This is a genomic window from Kocuria rhizosphaerae (assembly GCF_044462265.1).
GTDB lineage: Bacteria > Actinomycetota > Actinomycetes > Actinomycetales > Micrococcaceae > Kocuria > Kocuria rhizosphaerae.
In genome coordinates this window covers 1-16,838 of sequence record NZ_JBISWL010000086.1, presented here as the reverse complement: position 1 = coordinate 16,838, position 16,838 = coordinate 1, and the positions used below count along the sequence as shown (strand labels likewise).

At 72.7% G+C, this 16,838-nt stretch carries 14 protein-coding genes; 3 read left to right on the top strand and 11 right to left on the bottom strand.

Annotation, left to right across the window (positions count from 1 at the left end; all coding sequences use genetic code 11):
* Positions 1–120: 120 nt before the first annotated feature.
* Positions 121–1,227 carry an IS110 family RNA-guided transposase gene (locus tag ACH9EU_RS10490; protein ID WP_396412476.1) on the top strand — a complete coding sequence of 369 codons (1,107 nt, stop codon included), beginning with the start codon at positions 121–123 and terminating at the stop codon, positions 1,225–1,227.
* Positions 1,228–1,533: 306 nt separating this feature from the next.
* Here the strand turns inward: ACH9EU_RS10490 and ACH9EU_RS10485 are convergent, their stop codons facing one another.
* On the bottom strand, positions 1,534–2,649 hold the full coding sequence (locus tag ACH9EU_RS10485; protein ID WP_396413876.1) for an acetoin utilization protein AcuC: 1,116 nt from the start codon (positions 2,647–2,649) through the stop codon (positions 1,534–1,536).
* A gap of 222 nt (positions 2,650–2,871) precedes the next feature.
* Between ACH9EU_RS10485 and ACH9EU_RS10480 the strand changes: the two genes are divergently transcribed.
* Together ACH9EU_RS10480 and ACH9EU_RS10475 are read left to right on the top strand one after the other, a co-directional pair.
* Positions 2,872–4,284 (top strand): potassium transporter TrkG, encoded by a 1,413-nt coding sequence (locus ACH9EU_RS10480; RefSeq protein ID WP_396413875.1) that lies wholly within the window; start codon positions 2,872–2,874, stop codon positions 4,282–4,284.
* On the top strand, positions 4,277–4,945 hold the full coding sequence (locus tag ACH9EU_RS10475) for an NAD-binding protein (protein ID WP_396413874.1): 669 nt from the start codon (positions 4,277–4,279) through the stop codon (positions 4,943–4,945). The genes ACH9EU_RS10480 and ACH9EU_RS10475 overlap by 8 nt, the downstream gene beginning before the upstream one ends.
* Positions 4,946–5,002: 57 nt before the next feature.
* Here ACH9EU_RS10475 and proC read toward each other — a convergent pair whose 3' ends face one another.
* The 10 genes from proC to galT form a co-directional block, all read right to left on the bottom strand.
* Positions 5,003–5,839 (bottom strand): pyrroline-5-carboxylate reductase, encoded by an 837-nt coding sequence (proC, locus tag ACH9EU_RS10470; RefSeq protein ID WP_396413873.1) that lies wholly within the window; start codon positions 5,837–5,839, stop codon positions 5,003–5,005.
* Positions 5,840–5,894: 55 nt separating this feature from the next.
* The gene (locus ACH9EU_RS10465) at positions 5,895–6,788 is read right to left on the bottom strand and encodes a TIM barrel protein (protein ID WP_396413872.1); all 894 of its coding nucleotides are present in this window, start codon (positions 6,786–6,788) and stop codon (positions 5,895–5,897) included.
* Complete coding sequence (locus ACH9EU_RS10460) at positions 6,785–7,762, bottom strand: Ppx/GppA phosphatase family protein (protein WP_396413871.1); 978 nt, start codon at positions 7,760–7,762, stop codon at positions 6,785–6,787. The genes ACH9EU_RS10465 and ACH9EU_RS10460 overlap by 4 nt, the downstream gene beginning before the upstream one ends.
* 52 nt (positions 7,763–7,814) lie before the next feature.
* A complete protein-coding gene (gene topA, locus ACH9EU_RS10455) occupies positions 7,815–10,673 on the bottom strand; it encodes a type I DNA topoisomerase (protein ID WP_396413870.1) in 2,859 nt (952 codons plus the stop codon).
* A 188-nt stretch (positions 10,674–10,861) separates the two neighbouring features.
* Positions 10,862–11,299, bottom strand: a complete 438-nt coding sequence (locus ACH9EU_RS10450; protein WP_396413869.1) for a pyridoxamine 5'-phosphate oxidase family protein — start codon at positions 11,297–11,299, stop codon at positions 10,862–10,864.
* Positions 11,300–11,339: 40 nt separating this feature from the next.
* Entirely contained in the window at positions 11,340–12,989 is a 1,650-nt protein-coding gene (locus tag ACH9EU_RS10445; protein ID WP_396413868.1) for a DUF7059 domain-containing protein, read from the bottom strand.
* A gap of 25 nt (positions 12,990–13,014) precedes the next feature.
* Positions 13,015–13,953 (bottom strand): oxygen-dependent tRNA uridine(34) hydroxylase TrhO, encoded by a 939-nt coding sequence (gene trhO, locus ACH9EU_RS10440; RefSeq protein ID WP_396413867.1) that lies wholly within the window; start codon positions 13,951–13,953, stop codon positions 13,015–13,017.
* 56 nt (positions 13,954–14,009) lie between these two features.
* Positions 14,010–14,462 carry a pyridoxamine 5'-phosphate oxidase family protein gene (locus ACH9EU_RS10435; protein WP_396413866.1) on the bottom strand — a complete coding sequence of 151 codons (453 nt, stop codon included), beginning with the start codon at positions 14,460–14,462 and terminating at the stop codon, positions 14,010–14,012.
* 4 nt (positions 14,463–14,466) lie between these two features.
* The gene (gene galK, locus ACH9EU_RS10430) at positions 14,467–15,747 is read right to left on the bottom strand and encodes a galactokinase (RefSeq protein ID WP_396413865.1); all 1,281 of its coding nucleotides are present in this window, start codon (positions 15,745–15,747) and stop codon (positions 14,467–14,469) included.
* Positions 15,744–16,838 (bottom strand): galactose-1-phosphate uridylyltransferase (gene galT, locus ACH9EU_RS10425; RefSeq protein WP_396413851.1); only part of this gene is annotated, 1,095 nt, incomplete at its 5' end. The genes galT and galK, both read right to left, overlap by 4 nt.

Sequence of the window (16,838 nt, the reverse complement as noted above, 5' to 3'; positions counted from 1 at the left end):
GCTCAGACGCTATGGGTGTAGGCGGCGTCTGGGTCTTGTGGCCGGGGCCCCGCTTATGCAGAGTACGTGGATCACCCCGACCGGTCGGGGTCGGGGTGCCGACATGCATAGGAGGCCCCGGTGTTCACCGAGCGTACAAGTCTGGGACTGGATGTCCATGCCCGCAGCGTGAAGGCCTGCGCGATCGACAGCCTGACCGGCGAGATCATTCATCAGACCCTCAGCGCTGACACCGTCATGGTGGGCGAGTTCGTCGACGCTCTGGCCCGCGAGCACGGCCCCGTCCAGGTGACCTATGAGGCCGGACCGACCGGGTACGAACTCGCCCGCACCCTGATCGAGGCCGGCCACCGGGTCCAGGTCGCGGCGCCCTCGAAGCTGTTGCGGGCCTCCGGTGACAGGGTCAAGACCGACAAGAACGACGCGCTGCTGCTGGCCCGACTGGCCCGCAACGACGACATCATCGAGGTCACGATTCCCGACCGGTCCCGCGAGGTGGCACGGGACCTGGTGCGGGCCAGGGACGACGTGCGCCGGGACCTGATGAGCGCCCGTCACCGGCTGGGGAAGTTCCTCCTGCGCCACGGCCACGTCTACACCGGCGGCGAGGCGTGGAGCGGCAAGCACGAGGCCTGGATGCAGCAGATGGCCCGCCAGGACATCGCCGTGTTCGGCGAGGTCTCACGCATCGTGTTCGACGACTACCACGACGCGGTCGCCCACGCCCTGGCCCGCCGGTGCCGGTTGGACGCGCAGATCCTCCTGCTGGCCGAGGACTCCGAGTGGACCACGGTCACCCGGCGTCTGGCCTGCCTGCGGGGGATCTCGACCCTGACCGCGTTCTCTCTCGCGGTGGAGATCGGCGACTGGGACCGCTTCACGGGCCGGAACATCGCCTCATACCTGGGGCTGGTGCCCTCGGAGCACTCCTCCGGGCAAACCCGCTCCCAGGGCCAGATCACCAAGACCGGCAACGCCCACGCCAGGCGGTTGCTGATCGAGGCCGCCTGGCACCACAAGCCCCAGTACCGCCCGGGGAAGACGATGCGGGACCGGTGGGCCCTGGCACCGGCAGCCGTGGCCGAACGCGCCGATGCGGGCAACAGGCGCCTGCATCACCGCTGGAGCATGCTCAGCGAGCACAAGAAGCGTCACACGGTCGCGAACACAGCGATCGCCCGAGAGATGGCCGGCTGGTGCTGGTCGCTGGCGACCATGGACGCATGACCCACAGACCCGTTCACGGACCCGGCCACGGGAGATCTCCTGCGCGCCGCGCGCCGAGGAGACCAGCGATTCGACTGTGAGCAGTCACGAGATCCTCGTGGCCACGCTCGAGCTCAGACCAGCATCGCTCCTCGCGCCGAAACCAGCGTCATGCGGTAACCAACCCGCGGATATCAGACTGACCACGCGTCGAGACAACACGCCCGCAGAGATCACCCCAACCCCTCCATGAACGACGAAGCGGGGCACCCACCGATCAATGAGTGCCCCGCTTCACCCTGCCCTCTTGACAAGATCGACTACATATCAGTCGAACCACGGATCCAGTCCCCACTGGGGGAAGATCTCCCGGCGCGTGGCCATGACGGTGCGGTCGGTCTCGTCGTTCGGGTCGAACCCGGACTCCCAGGAGCGCCACCACAGGTCGACCTCGTCGCCCATGACCAGCGGGGCCCGCGCGCCCCAGCGCTGCCGCACGTGGTCCCGCCAGGACTCCGGCACGGCCGTGCCCACGTCGATCGGCCGGCCGGCGACGACGCCGACGAGGTGCGTCCAGGCCCGGGGCACCACGTCGTAGCAGTTGTAGCCGCCGCCGCCGGTGGCGAGCCACCTCCCCTCGCACAGCTCGTCGGCGAGCGCCGCCACCGCGACGGCGGCCTGACGCTGCCCGTCCACGCTGAGCCTCAGGTGGGTGAGCTCGTCCGCGAAGTGCGAGTCGCAGCCGTGCTGGCTGACCACCACCTCGGGCCCGAACTGGCGCAGCAGCGCCGGGACCACGGCGTCGAAGGCGCGCAGCCACATGGAGTCGTCGGCGGTCGTGGGCAGCGCGACGTTGACGGCCGTGCCGACGGCCTCGCCGTGTCCGGTCTCGTTGGCGAAGCCCGTGCCGGGGAAGAGGGTCATGCCCGTCTCGTGCAGGGAGATCGTGAGCACCCGCGGGTCCGCGTAGAAGATCGACTGGGTCCCGTCCCCGTGGTGGCCGTCGACGTCGACGTACGCGACCCGCCGGACGCCGCCGTCGAGCAGCTGCTGGATGGCGACGGCGCAGTCGTTGTAGACGCAGAACCCGCTGGCCTTCTCCGCGTGGGCGTGGTGCATCCCGCCCCCGAAGTTCACGGCCCGGACCGCGTCCCCCGCGAGGATCGCCGCGGCACCCTGGTGGCTGCCGCCCACCAGCCGGGCGCTCGCCTCGTGCACCCCCGCGTAGGCGGGCGTGTCCTCGGTCCCGAGCCCCCACCGGGGCAGGTCCAGGGACGGGTCGGCGCTCAGGGCGCGCACCGCGTCCACGTAGCGCTGCGAGTGGACGAGCGTCAGGACGCGGTCGGGGACCACCTCCGGGGCCTCGACCCTGACGTTGTCGCCGCGGTCCAGGCCGAACGCCTCGACGAGCCGGTAGGTGGCCTCCAGCCGGGACGGGCGCATGGGATGGTGCTCCCCGAAGTTGTACTCGAGCAACGAGGGGTCCCAGAACAGTCGGGTCGGGTACGGGGCTGAGGCAGGGGTCACACGGCCATTAGACCACCCGGCCCCTGCCGCCGCCGCCCATGTGTCGCCGCGCCCGCCCCCCGGAGCAGTGCGATACTGTCAGCGGTCGCGGCACCCGCCGCTCCCGTCCCGGCGACCCGCACCCCCGGAGGAGGGCCTGTGAGCAGTCCGCAGCGCCCGTCCGAGGTGCGTCAGGAGCAGCGCGGGCGCTTCTGGCTGCTCACGTCCCTGCGCGACCTCGTCGACCGGATCGCCCAGTCCTCGCCGGCACGGCTGGCTCTCTTCGTGATCGCCGGCGTCGTCGCCGTCTTCTCCTTCCTGCTGTGGCTGCCGGTCTCCTCCGCCCCCGGCGTGGACACGCCCCTGGAGGACGCGGTGTTCACGGCGACGTCCGCCGTCACCGTCACGGGGCTGACCACGGTCCCCACGGGCACGAACTGGTCCTTCTTCGGGCAGTTCGTGATCATGATCGCGATGCAGATCGGCGGACTGGGCACCCTGACGATGACGTCGATCCTGGCGCTGGCCGTGGGCCGCAAGCTCGGCCTGCGCTCCCGGCTGCTGACCCAGGAGGCACTGAACATCGGGCGGCTGGGCGAGGTCGGCTCGCTGCTCCAGATCATCGTGATCACCTCCGTGAGCATCGAGGGCGTCCTCGCGGTCGTGCTGACCCTCGGCTTCCTGCTCGAGGGCGACTCCGTGCTCACCGCCCTGTGGCACGGGGTCTTCTACGCGATCTCCGCCTTCAACAACGGAGGCTTCGTGCCCAACGAGGCGGGTCTGGGGCCCTACACCACGTCCTGGCTGATCGTCGTGCCGATCGCCGTCGGCGTGTTCATCGGCTCCCTCGGCTTCCCCGTGATCCTCGTGATGCGCCAGATGGGGTTGCGGTTCTCGCGGTGGAACCTCAACACGAAGCTCACCGTGTCCACCACGACCGTGCTGCTCGTGGTGGCCTGGCTCCTGTACGTCGCGTTCGAGTGGTCCAACCCCGCCACGCTCCGGGACCTGCCCCTGGGCGAGAAGCTCTTCCACGGGTTCTTCTCCTCGGTCAACATGCGCTCCGGCGGGTTCGCGCTGGTCGAGACCAACAACGAGGAGCAGATCACGCTCCTGATGACCGACGCCATGATGTTCGCCGGCGGAGGGGCGGCCTCGACCGCCGGCGGCATCAAGGTCACGACCCTCGCGGTGGTCTTCCTGGCGATCCTGGCCGAGGCCCGCGGCGACCGGTCGGTCACGGCGTTCTACCGCACCATCTCCGAGGACGCGCTCCGGATCTCGATCTCCGTCATCATGATGGGGGCGACGATCGTGCTCGTGGCCTCGAGCGCCCTGCTGGCCCTCTCGGACGCCCCCCTGGACCGGGTCCTGTTCGAGGTGATCTCCGGCTACGCCACGTGCGGTCTGAGCGTGGGCCTGTCGAGCGAGCTCCCACCGGCGGGCAAGTACGTGCTCGCGTGCACGATGTTCGTGGGGCGCATCGGCATCACCACCGTGGCCGCTGCCCTGGCCCTGCGCTCGCGCCGCCGGCTGTACAAGTACCCCGAAGAAAGGCCCATCATTGGCTGACCGCGCCCCCCACAGCGTCCCCGTCCTCGTGATCGGCCTCGGCCGGTTCGGCACGGCCACCGCCCTGCAGCTCGTCCGGCAGGGCCGGGAGGTGCTGGGCGTCGAGCGCGACGCGCAGCTCGTGCAGAAGCTCTCCGGGCAGCTCACCCACGTGGTCGAGGCCGAGGCCACCGACATCGACGCCCTGCGCCAGCTCGGTGCCGCGGAGTTCGACTCCGCCGTCGTGGGGGTCGGCACCTCCATCGAGTCGAGCGTGCTCATCACGGCGAACCTCGTGGACCTCGGCGTGGGCCGGATCTGGGCGAAGGCCATCACGCCGTCCCACGGCAAGATCCTCTCCCGGATCGGCGCCCACCACGTGATCTTCCCCGAGGCGGACGCCGGGCGGCGCACCGCCCACCTGGTCTCCGGCCGGCTGCTGGACTACATCGAGTTCGACGACGACTTCGCCATCGTGAAGATGTATCCGCCGCGCGAGGTCCAGGGCTTCACCCTCGGGGAGTCGAACATCCGGGCCAAGTACGGTGTGACGGTCGTGGGCGTCAAGTCCCCGGGCGAGGACTTCACCTACGCCCGCCCGGAGACCAAGGTCACGTCCCGCGACCTGCTCATCGTGTCGGGACACGTGGACCTGCTCGAGCGCTTCGCCGCCCGCCCCTGACCCGGGCGGTGCGGGCGGGTTCCGGGGCGGGGACCGGCCCGGCCCCCGCCCCGGGGCTCACTCCGCGCTGAACTCGCGGGTCAGCTCCGCCGAGCGGTCGGCCGAGGCGCGGGCCGCGGTCGCCACGAGGTCCTCGAAGCCGTTCTCCTGGAAGGTCGTGATCGCCCGGTCGGTGGTGCCCCTGGGGCTCGTGACCGCCTTCCGCAGCGCGGCCGGGTCGGCCTCCTCCGGCCGCAGCAGCTCCCCGGCCCCCGAGACGGTCTCCTTCGCGAGCACCCGTGCGACGTCGGCGGGCAGGCCCATCCGCTCCCCCGCCTGCTGCATGGCCTCGGCCAGCAGGAAGACGTACGCCGGGCCGGAGCCGGAGACGCCGGTCACGGCGTCGACCTGCTCCTCGGGGACCTCGACGACGGTGCCCACGGCCTCCAGCACACGGCGCACGGCCTCGGTCTGCTCGGGGCCCGTGGCGGAGCCCGGAGTCACCGAGACCACCCCGCGGCCCACGCTGGAGGGGGTGTTGGGCATGGTCCGCACCACGGGCTGGCCCTCGGGCAGCGCTCGCTCGAGGGCGCCGACGGAGATGCCGGCGGCCACGGAGGCCACCACGGTTCCGGGGCGCAGGGCCGGGGCGATCTCGCGGGCGAGGTCCAGGATCCCGACGGGCTTGACGCCGAGCAGCACGACGTCGGCCTCGGCGGCGGCCCTGCGGTTGGCCTCCGCGTCCTCGCCGGTGACGTAGGGTCGCACGCCGGTCTCCTCCTCGAGGCGGCGGGCGCTCTCGGCGGAGCGGACGGTGGCCCGGATCTGCTCGACGGGGGCGCCGGAGGCCAGCACCCCCCGCAGGATGGATCCGTTCATGGAGCCGCAGCCCAGGAAGGCGAGCACAGGAGTCATGGTCGGTGAGGTCCTCTCGGTGTGGGGAGTGGATCGGAGCCGGGCCGGACGGACGTCAGGCGCCGGGTGGTTCCGCGGCCGGCGGTTCCGGGGTCGCGGGGTCGGGGACCGCCGGGTCCGGGACCGACGTGTGCCGGTGGGCGAACTCGAGGGACTCGGCCAGCCACTGCGTGCGCTCGTCGGCGCTCGTCGAGCGGCGCGTGGAGACCTCCACGCCGATGATGCCCTCCCAGCGGGTCCGGCCGAGGTGCTGGAGGGACTCGGCGACGGGCTGCACGCCGTGGCCGGGCAGCAGGTGCTCGTCCGCCGTCGTCTCCCCCGAACCGTCCGTGAGGTGGACGTGGCCGAGCCGGGGACCGAGCTCCCGGATGGCGGCCAGGGAGTCCATCCGGGCGGTGGCGGCGTGGGAGAAGTCCCACGTCACCCAGTCGTAGTCCTGCCCCAGGGGGCTGTAGTGCGGGGCGTAGACCACGGCGTCGCGCCCGCCCACGCGCCAGGGGTACATGTTCTCCACGGAGATCTTCACGCCCGTCGCCCGGGAGACCACGCGCACGCCCTCCACGAAGTTCGAGGCGTACCGGCGCTGCCAGCGGAAGGGCGGGTGGACCACCACGACGTCCGCGCCGACCTGCTCGGTCAGGGCCGCGGCCATCTGGATCTTGGTCCAGGACTTGCCCCACACCTGCTGGGTCAGCAGCAGCGTCGGCGCGTGGATGGTCGAGATGGGCAGCTGGTGGCGCTGCACGAGGTCCCGCAGCTGGTGGTTCAGCTGGCTCATCCGCTCGTGGGTCACCAGGACCTCCACGCTGTCGTAGCCCAGCTCCACCGCCGCCTCGAAGGTCTCGGGCACCCCGAGGGGGTAGAGCGAGCTCGTGGACAGCGCCACGTGGGGACGGTAGGGCTCCGCGTCGGGGCCCGTGCCCGGCGTCGCGTCCTCGTGCGCGTTCACGCCGCACCGACCAGGTGCCGGGGGTCCACGGTGCGGACGTCCGAGTGGCTGTTGAGCTGGTCCAGGCGGCGGAGGATGAGCCCTTCGCGCAGCGCCCACGGGCAGATCTGCAGCGACTCGACGCCGTAGGCGTCCATGGCGGCCTCGGCCACCACGGCGCCCGCCAGGATCTGCCCGGCCCGGGTGGCCGAGACCCCCGGCAGCTCGGCGCGCTCCTCCGCGGACATCGCCTCCATCCGGCGGGTCCACAGCCGCAGGTCCTCCAGGTGCATCGTGCGCGCCACGTACGGGCCCATGGCGTACGGTGCGGCCCCGCAGATCCGCGCCAGCGACCGGAAGGTCTTCGAGGTCCCCACCGTGCAGTGCGGCTCCCCCGCCGCACGGACCCTCGCGACGGCCGGCTCCAGCACCTTGCGCACGTGCTTGCGCATGGCCTTCATCTCCTTCGGTGTGGCGACCTCCCCGGCGATGAAGGTGCGCGTGAGACGTCCGGCGCCGAGCGGCACGGACGTGGCGACGGCGGGCAGGGCGTTGACGCCCAGCGCCATCTCGAAGGACCCGCCGCCGATGTCCAGGTCCAGGACCGTGCCGGCGCCCCAGCCGAACCAGCGGCGGACGGCGAAGAACGTCACCGCCGCCTCCTGGTCCCCGGCCAGCTCGGTGAGCGTGACCCCGGAGCACGACTGCACGTGGTCGAGCACCTGCTGTCCGTTCCCGGCCTCCCGGATCGCGGAGGTCGCGAAGGCCAGGAAGTCCTCGGCCGCGTTCTCGACGGCGAAGTCGCGGGCCTCGATCACGAAGTCGGTGAGGGCGTCCCGCCCGGCGTCCGTGATGTCGCCGTCCTCGTCGAGGTACTGCACGAGCCGCAGCGCCATCTTGTGGGACGCGTAGGGCTCCGGCCGGGAGCCCGGGTAGACGTCCAGCAGGAGCAGATGGACGGTGTTCGATCCGACGTCGAGGACTCCGAGACGCATGCCGTGGTGCTCCTTCGAGTTCCGTGTCCGCCCCGCGCGGGTGCGGGAGGGCTCAGCCTGTCGTCCCCGCGCGGGCGGGCCGCCCGGCGGCCGGCTTCTTCGCGGAGCTGCTCGTGCTCTTCTTCGTGGTGCTCTTCGCCGTACCGTTCTTCGACGTCGTGCCCTTGGCCGAGGATCTCGCCGTCTTCTTCGGCGCGGGTCCCTGGGCGCGCTTCTCGGCGAGCAGCTGGCTCGCCCGAGCCGCGGTGATCTGCTCCACGCTCTCCGCGCGGGGAACGGTCACGTTCGTCTCGCCGTCGGTGATGTAGGGCCCGAAGCGACCGTCCTTGATCACCATGGGACGCTCCGTGATCTGGTCCGTGCCCAGGTCCGCCAGCGGAGGCTTGGCGGCGCCTCGACCGCGCTGCTTGGGCTGGGCGTAGATCTTCAGCGCCTCGTCCAGCGTGACCGTGAACAGCTGCTCCTCGGACTGCAGCGACCGCGAGTCGGTGCCCTTCTTGAGGTACGGCCCGAAGCGCCCGTTCTGCACCGTGATCTCGGTGCCCTCGGCGTCGGTGCCCAGGACCCGGGGCAGGGAGAGCAGCTTGAGCGCGTCCGCCAGCGTGACGTCCTGCAGGCTCATCGAGGACAGCAGCGACGCCGTGCGCGGCTTCTCCCTGACCGGCTTCTTCGGGGGCTTGGGCTTGCCGTTCTTGTAGTACTCGACCGGCTGCGCCGCGAGCTCCTCGGCCGTGGGCTCGGGGATCACCTCGGTGACGTAGGGCCCGTAGCGGCCGTCCTTCGCCACGATCGTGCGCCCGGTCTCCGGGTCGACGCCCAGCTCCCGTCCGTCGGCCTTGCCCGTCTCGATGAGCTCGCGCGCCTTCTCCGGGGTCAGCTCGTCCGGGGCGAGGTCCTCGGGCACGTTGGCGCGGACGGGTGCGGCGATCTCGCCGGTCTCCGGGTCCACCGCACCGGCCGTCTCGAGGTACGGCCCGAACTTGCCGACCCGCAGCGTGATGTCGTCCGTGACGGGGATCGAGTTCACGGCGCGCGCGTCGATCTCCCCGAGGTCGTCGACGATCGGCTTGAGGCCGTTCTCGTGCCCGGTCGAGCCGAAGTAGAAGTCCTGGAGCCAGTCGGTCGAGTCCTCCTCGCCGCGGGAGATCCGGTCGAGGCCCTCCTCCATCTCCGCCGTGAAGTCGTAGTCGACGTAGTCGGAGAAGTGCTCCTCGAGCAGGCGCACCACGGAGAACGCCGTCCAGGACGGGATGAGCGCCGAGCCCCGGACCCGGACGTAGCCGCGGTCCATGATCGTGGAGATGACGGCGGCGTAGGTCGACGGGCGCCCGATCCCCAGCTCGTCGAGGACCTTGACCAGGGAGGCCTCGGTGTAGCGCGGGGGCGGTGACGTGCGGTGCCCGTCCGCCTCGACGTCCGAGGCGCTGAGCCGGTCCCCCTCGGCCATCCGCGGCAGGCGCTTGTCGCCGTCCTTGCCGTCCTTGCCGCCGTCCTTGTCGGTGGCGGGGTCGTCGTCGCGTCCCTCCTCGTAGGCGGCGAGGAAGCCGCGGAACGTGATGACGGTGCCGGAGGCCGAGAACTCCGCGTCCCGCCCGGAGGACGACGTCGCCCCCAGCCGCACCGACGCCGTGGAGCCCTTGGCGTCGGCCATCTGGGAGGCGACGGTGCGCTTCCAGATCAGCTCGTAGAGCTTGAACGCGTCCGGGGAGAGCTCGCCGCGGACCTGGTTGGGGGTGCGGAACGAGTCGCCGGCGGGGCGCACGGCCTCGTGGGCCTCCTGCGCGTTCTTCGACTTGGAGCTGTAGAGCCGGGGGGACCCCGGCACGAAGTCCGCGCCGTAGAGCTCGGAGGCCTGCCGGCGTGCCGCCTGGATCGCCTGGTCGGACAGCGCCACGGAGTCGGTGCGCATGTAGGTGATGTAGCCGTTCTCGTACAGCTTCTGGGCCACCTGCATGGTGGTGCGGGAGGTGAAGCGCAGTTTGCGGGCCGCCTCCTGCTGCAGTGTCGAGGTCGTGAACGGCGCCGCCGGGCGGCGGGTGTAGGGCTTCGTCTCGAGGGAACGGACCGCGAACGCGGCCTCGGCGAGACCTGCGGCCAGCTCCCGCGCCGCCTGCTCGTCCAGGTGCGCGAGCTTGTCGGCGCCCTTGAGCACGCCGTCGTCGCCGAAGTCCCGCCCCCCGGCCACGCGCTTGCCGTCCACGGCGGACAGGCGGGCCGCGAAGGCGACGCCGGCGTCCTCACCGTCGGTGCGGGCGAAGGTGCCGGAGAGGTCCCAGTAGTCGGCGGGGACGAACGCCATGCGCTTCCGCTCGCGCTCGACCACCAGACGGGTGGCCACGGACTGCACCCGCCCGGCGGACAGGCCCGAGGCGATCTTGCGCCACAGCACCGGGGAGATCTCGTAGCCGTAGAGCCGGTCCAGGATGCGCCGGGTCTCCTGGGCGTCGACCAGGTCCTGGTCGAGCTCCCTGAGCTCCCCGAACGCGCGTTCGATGGCCTCGCGGGTGATCTCGGGGAAGGTCAGCCGGTAGACCGGCACCTTCGGCTTGAGCACCTCCAGGAGGTGCCACGCGATGGCCTCACCCTCGCGGTCGCCGTCGGTCGCGAGGTAGAGGGCGTCCGCGTCCTTGAGCTTGCGCTTGAGCTCGGTGACCTTCTTCTTCTTGTCCGGGTTGACCACGTAGTACGGCTCGAAGCCGTGCTCGACGTCCACCGCGAACTTCCCGTACGGCCCCTTCTTGAGCTCCGCCGGCAGCTCCGAGGGCTGCGGGAGGTCGCGGATGTGCCCCATCGAGGACTCGACCTCGTAGGCGTCGCCGAGGTACCCGGCGATGGTCTTGACCTTGGACGGGGACTCCACGATGAGCAGGCTCTTGCCCGTTCCCGGGCTCGGGGTGGCCTTCGCTGGCACGGTGCTCCTTGCTGCGGTCCGCGGTGCTGGTGGCCGCGGGGCTGCTGGACGATCGGGTCGGACGGGCGGACGCGGTTCCGGCCGCCGTTGCGCTCCACCATAACGCGTCCCCGTCATCTGCTCCCGCCCTCGGCCGGGCGGCGGGACGCTCCGGCCCGCCGGTGCGGCCCGCCCGTCCGTCCCGTGGGTCAGGAGGGGAAGCGCTCCGGCTCGTCGGCGATCGTGAACTCGCGGCCCGTGGCGGTCTCGACGTCGATGACCACGAAGTTGTACTTCAGCGTCGGCGCCCACGGCTTCAGGGGCAGGGCCTCCGCCGCCTCGATCTCGGCCCGGGTCTCGAGCCGCCGGGCCTTGCCGTGGACGACCACGGAACGCACCACGTTCTCCTCGGTGACCTCGTCGATCTCGAAGGCCACCTGGTCGTTGACGATGAGGCTCGAGAGCTTGGTGCCCTGGGCCGTCCGGAAGTAGAGCTTTCGCTGGTGGACCACGTAGTTCACCGGGAAGATGTCCACGAGACCCGAGGCCTCCACGGCCAGGCGCCCGTACGGGTGCTCGGCCAGCAGCCGCCACACGGTGTCCCGGTCCAGGGTCTTGACGGGGTTGAGGTTGTCGCCGATGCTCATGCCTCCATCCTCGCACCTGCACGGGCGCGGCGTCGTGACCTCATCCGCCCACGTCCCGGCGCGCCGCCACGAGCTCCTCGGGCACGAGGAAGCCGTCGAGCACGAGGTGGCGCACCTCCTCGGCCACCCGTTCCCGCTCGCCACCCTCCCAGCCCAGCAGGGCGGCGAGCGCGCCGAGGATCTGGCCGGCGCTCAGCTCGCCGTCGCAGGCCCCGGCGAAGCCGGCGGCCTCGCTCGAGAGCACCACCGTGCGCCGCAGCCCGGCGCCCTGCCGGAGGAGGATCACGCCCGGGTGCTCCGCACCGGGGCGCTGGTGGCGCTCCTCCGTGACGTCCTCGGCGGCCACGAGACGGGCCGCCGGCCAGTCGTCCCCATGCTCCGCGAGCCAGTCCGCCCGATCCCACGTGGCCGCGAGCGACGGGGCGAGCGGCTGCTGGACGGGGTGGGGCACGTGCTCGAACCGGCGCAGCGCGCCGCGCCGGGCAGCCGCCGGGCGGCGCAGCCGGATCATCCCGAACCCCACGGCCTGCACCCCGCGCGCGGCGAAGTCGTCGAGGTAGGCGCGGTACGCCTGCTCGTGGTGGGCCTGGTCGCGGGACTCCGCGGCGTCGCGCAGCCAGGTCTCGGCGTACTCCTCGGGCGTGGCGAGCTCCCGCTGGATCCACCACGCGTCGATGCCGTCGGGCACCCAGCGCTCGGGGCGGCGCATCCACCGCTCGGGGGGCGGCACGGCCCGGCCCTCGACGTCCTCGGTGCCGAGGACCTCCCAGTTGCCGAGCAGGTGCGCGGTCGCGCCGGGAGCCAGCACCTCGGGGAGCTCCCGGACGAGACCGGAGACGATCCGGTCCCCGGGCAGGCCGCCGTCCCGGTAGGTGTAGCGGTCCTCCGGGCCCTCGTGCTCGAGGCGCGGCGTGATGACGAACGGCGGGTTGGAGACCACGAGGTCGAACCGCTCGCCCCGCACCGGGTCCAGCAGGGAGCCGAGACGCAGGCTCACCCGGTCCTCGAGCCGGTCCGGGTCGATCCCGAGCTCCCGGGCGTTGAGCAACAGATTGAACCGGGCGAAGCCCAGGGCCCGGTCCGAGACGTCGGTGGCGGTCACGTGCCGGGCGTGCGCCAGGAGGTGGAAGGCCTGGATGCCGCAGCCCGTGCCGAGGTCCAGGGCGCGGCCCACCGGCCGGCGGTCCGTGGTCTGGGCGAGCGTGATCGAGGCCTGGCCGATGCCGAGCACGTGGTCCCGGCGCAGCGCGCCCGGCCGCTGGGACTCGCCGAGGTCGCTCGCCACGTACAGCTCGCCGCCGTCGTCGGACGCGTGCGGGCGCAGGTCCACGGTGGTCCGCAGCCCGCCCTCGGCCGGCTCCACGAGGCCCAGGAGCGCGAGCAGCTCCGGATCCACCGAGGCCTCGGCGAGGACGTCCGAGGGCACGGTGCGGCCGAGCAGGAAGAGGACGACGAGTCCGGCGAGCCCGCGGTCGGGACGACCCGGCGAGCCGAGCGCCGCGTCGAGCGCCCGGAGGGCGGGCACCACCTGGTCACGGGCGAGGGCGTCCATCGCGGCCTCCCCCAGCAGCGCGGCCACGCGGTCGTGGGTGAACCCGGTCCGCAGCAGGCCCGCGTGCAGCTCGGCGAGGCGGGCCGGGTCGTCGGAGCGCGGGGTCCCGGGGACCCGGGAGAGGTCGGGTGCGGGCATTCGGCGCTCCTTCACAGCACGGCGTTCACAGCGGGGCGTTCACGGCAGGGCGGGAACCGGGCCGGGCGGCGTCGTCGTCGGCCTCGGGCCCGTTGCCGCACCCGGTGGGGCAGGTGGCGTCGGGGCGGGAACAGTCCGGGCAGGCCAGGAACAGCGCCCGGCACGTGCCGTCGGCGCAGTTGACGAACCGCGCGGCGGGGGCCCCGCACCGGTCGCAGCGGCCGACCGTCGCGGGCTCCGGGGAGAACTCGACGTGCATGCGGCGGTCGAAGACGTAGAGCGAGCCCTCCCACAGCCCGCCGTCCCCCCGCTCGCGCCCGTACTCCACGATGCCGCCGTCGAGCTGGTAGACCTCCTCGAACCCGCGCCGTCGCATGAGCGCGGACAGCACCTCGCAGCGGATCCCTCCGGTGCAGTAGGTGACGACCGGGCGGTCCTTGAGGTGGTCCCAGGCGCCGGAGTCGAGCTCCGCCAGGAACTGCCGGGTGTGCTCCACCCCCGGGACGAGGGCGCCGCGGAAACGGCCGATCCGCGCCTCGTGGGCGTTGCGCCCGTCGAGGAGGACGACGTCGTCGCGGCGCGCCACGAGGGCGTCGAGCTCCGCCGGGCTCAGGCGTGCCCCGCCCCCGACCACCCCGTGCTCGCCGACCTCGATCTCCCCGGGGGCGCCGAAGGCCACGAGCTCCTCCCGGACCTTGACCGACAGCCGGGGGAAGTCCTCGGCCGAGCCGTCCGACCACTTGAAGGCCATGTCCCGGAACGCCGGGTGGGAGCGGGTGGCGCGCACGTACTGCTTGACCGCGCCCACCTCCCCGCCGACCGTGCCGTTGAGTCCCTGCGGGGAGACGAGGATCCGCCCCCGCAGGCCCAGCCCCTCGCACAGCGCCTGCTGCCAGAGCCGGACCGCGACGGGGTCGGCGAGCGGGGTGAAGAGATAGTGCAGGACGATCCGGTGCTGAGCCACCGCACCAGGCTACTCGCGCGCGGCGGTGCGACGGAGCGCGGAGGCTCCGAGGACGCTCAGTGGCCCAGGCGGAACAGGCGGCCGGTGACCTTCGTGGGCACGACCTCCACGTACTCGAGCTTGGTGGTCTCCAGCCACGGCCGCAGCGGCAGCTCGTCCACCCTCGCCGTCTCCTCGGGGTCGGTCAGCTGGTGGGCCGTCCCGCGGACGAGCACGGACCACGCCTCCCCGCCCTGGGCGTGGTCGACCTGCACGGCCACGTGCTCGTCGAGCACGAGGTGGAGGAGCTTGGTGCCCTTCGCGGTGCGGAAGAAGATGCGCCCGTCGTCGGCCACGAGATTGATCGGGGTGATCTCGATCTCGTCGCCGTCCATGGTGGCGATCCGCCCGAAGCGCGCGCTGTAGAGGTGCTCCCAGCACTGCTCCTCGGACAGCTCCACGACGCGGGGCCGCTGTTCCCGGGCCTCCTTGTCCGGATTGTGCCCGGAGATGTCCATGCGGTTGGTCATGCGCTCATTCTGGCACCCGGCCCGCCCCGTCCGCCGGGAGGACCGTGAAGATGTCGGGGGCCGCCGGCCCGACGTCGGCGAACCCGCGCAGGACGGCGTCCCGGACCTGCTCCTCCCGGGCCGCGGGGACGAGGGCGATCGCGGAGCCGCCGAAGCCCCCGCCGGTCATCCGCGCGCCGAGCGCCCCGGCGGTCAGGGCGGTGTCCACGGCGAGGTCGAGTTCGGGGCAGGACACCTCGTAGTCGTCCCGCAGGGACGCGTGGGAGGCCGTGAGCAGGTCCCCGACGCCGGCCACGTCCCCTTTGCGCAGCAGCTGCACGCACTGCAGGACCCGGCGGTTCTCGGTGAGCACGTGCCGCACCCGGCGGGCCGACTCCTCGTCGAGGGCTCCCAGGTCGGTCTCGGCGGGGACGTCGCGCAGGGAGTCCACGCCCAGGGCCGCGGCCGCGCGCTCGCAGGTCGCACGGCGGGCGGCGTAGCCGCCGTCGGCGTGGGAGTGGGCGACCTTCGTGTCGATCACCAGCACCCGCAGCCCGTGCTCGGCCACCGGCAGGGGCACGAGCTCGGTGGCCAGGGAGCGGCAGTCCAGGAACAGGGCCGATCCGGTCCGGCCCATCAGCGAGGCGGACTGGTCCATGATCCCGGTGGGCGCGCCCACGAACTCGTTCTCCGCCCGCTGGGTCATCCGAGCCATGGCCGGGCGGTCCAGGCCCAGGCCCAGCAGGTCGTCCAGGGCCACCATGGTGGCGACCTCCACCGCGTGGGAGGAGGACAGGCCCGCCCCCACCGGCACGGTGGAGTCCAGCAGCAGCTCGAAGCCGGGCACGGTGACGTCGTCGAGACCGGTCAGCACCGAGACGACGCCGGCCGGGTAGGCCCCCCAGCCCGGCACGGAGCCCGGTGCCGGCCCGGCCACCGGGAATCCCGCCCGCGACAGCCCGGAGCCGTCCGGGGCGTAGGTGGAGGCCAGCTCGACGACGTCGCGCCCGCCCACCCCCGTCCCTGTGTCGCGGCGCAGCCGCACGGCGACCATGGCGGAGCGGTCGATGGCGAACGGGAGCACGAAGCCCTCGTTGTAGTCGGTGTGCTCGCCGATGAGGTTCACCCGTCCCGGCGCGCGCCACACCCCGTCGGGGACGTGCCCGTAGACCTCGGCGAAGCGTTCCGCCAGCCGAGCGGCCCGCGCCCGGTCCTGCGCACCCACCGGTTCCGGAGGACCGGTCCGCACGAGGTCCTGCCCTCCGGCCGGGGTCGCGGTGGGCTCGCGGCTGTGCCGGCTGGTCATCGCGCGGCCTCCCTCAGGCGTGCGGCGGTCTGCTCGGCGCTGACGTCGTTGACGAACGCCCCCATGGCGGCCTCGGAGCCGGCGAGGAACTTCAGCTTGTCCTCGGCCCGGCGCGGGCTGGTCAGCTGCAGGTGCAGCCAACCGGCCTCGCGGTCGGCGGCCGTGACCGGGGTCTGGTGCCAGGCGGCGATGTAGGGGGTGGGGGTCGCATAGAGCCGGTCCACCCGCTGCACCAGCTCCCGGTAGAGGACCGCGAGCTCCTCGCGCTCGGCCCCGTCCAGGGCGGCCAGGTCGGGGACCTGCCGGTGCGGGACCAGGTGGACCTCCAGCGGCCAGCGCGCGGCGTAGGGGACGAAGGCCGAGAAGTGCTCGCCCTCGACCACCATCCGGTCCCCGGCCGCGGCCTCGTCGGCCAGCAGCTCACCCATCAGGGCCCGGCCCGTGTCGGCCAGGTGGGCCCTCGAGCGTGCCGCCAGGCGGGCCGCGTGCGGGGCGGGGTAGGGATAGGCGTAGATCTGACCGTGCGGGTGGTGCAGGGTCACCCCGATCTGCTCACCCCGGTTCTCGAACGGGAACACGTGGCGGATCCCCTCCAGGGCCGAGAGCGCCTCGGTGCGCTGGGCCCAGGCCTCCACGACCGTGCGGGCCCTTTCGAAGGGCAGGGACGCGAAGGAGCCCTGGTGCTCGGGCGTGAACACCACCACCTCGCACCGCCCGTAGGCCGCCGAGGGGGACCCCCACAGCTCCCGCTCCCCCGCCCCGTCCGGGACCGGGAGCACGCCCAGCCCCGGGCCCAGGGAGGGGAAGCGGTTCTCGAAGACCACGACGTCGAAGTCCGCCGCGGGGATCTCGGACTCCCGCCCGCCCACGGACGGGCACAGCGGGCACCGGTCGGCCGGCGGCAGGTGGGTGCGGGCCTGACGGTGGGCGGCCACCGCCACCCACTCCCCGGTCAGCCGGTCGAAGCGCACCTCGCCGTGCCCGGAGCGGGCGTCCAGCGGCCGGCGGTCGACGAGCTGCTCGACGGGCGCGGTGCCGCGGTCGCCGAAGAACACGGCCTCCCGCCCGTCGGCCAGCCGGTGGGTCCGGTG

What these genes read in the sequence shown, in the direction of transcription:
- ACH9EU_RS10445 (WP_396413868.1), bottom strand. Translation starts at nt 12,989, where the DNA reads ATGCCCGCACCCGACCTCTCCCGGGTCCCCGGGACCCCGCGCTCCGAC.
- ACH9EU_RS10460 (WP_396413871.1), bottom strand. Translation starts at nt 7,762, where the DNA reads ATGCGTCTCGGAGTCCTCGACGTCGGATCGAACACCGTCCATCTGCTC.
- ACH9EU_RS10485 (WP_396413876.1), bottom strand. Translation starts at nt 2,649, where the DNA reads ATGCGCCCGTCCCGGCTGGAGGCCACCTACCGGCTCGTCGAGGCGTTC.
- ACH9EU_RS10435 (WP_396413866.1), bottom strand. Translation starts at nt 14,462, where the DNA reads ATGACCAACCGCATGGACATCTCCGGGCACAATCCGGACAAGGAGGCC.
- ACH9EU_RS10450 (WP_396413869.1), bottom strand. Translation starts at nt 11,299, where the DNA reads ATGAGCATCGGCGACAACCTCAACCCCGTCAAGACCCTGGACCGGGAC.
- proC (WP_396413873.1), bottom strand. Translation starts at nt 5,839, where the DNA reads ATGACTCCTGTGCTCGCCTTCCTGGGCTGCGGCTCCATGAACGGATCC.
- galK (WP_396413865.1), bottom strand. Translation starts at nt 15,747, where the DNA reads ATGACCAGCCGGCACAGCCGCGAGCCCACCGCGACCCCGGCCGGAGGG.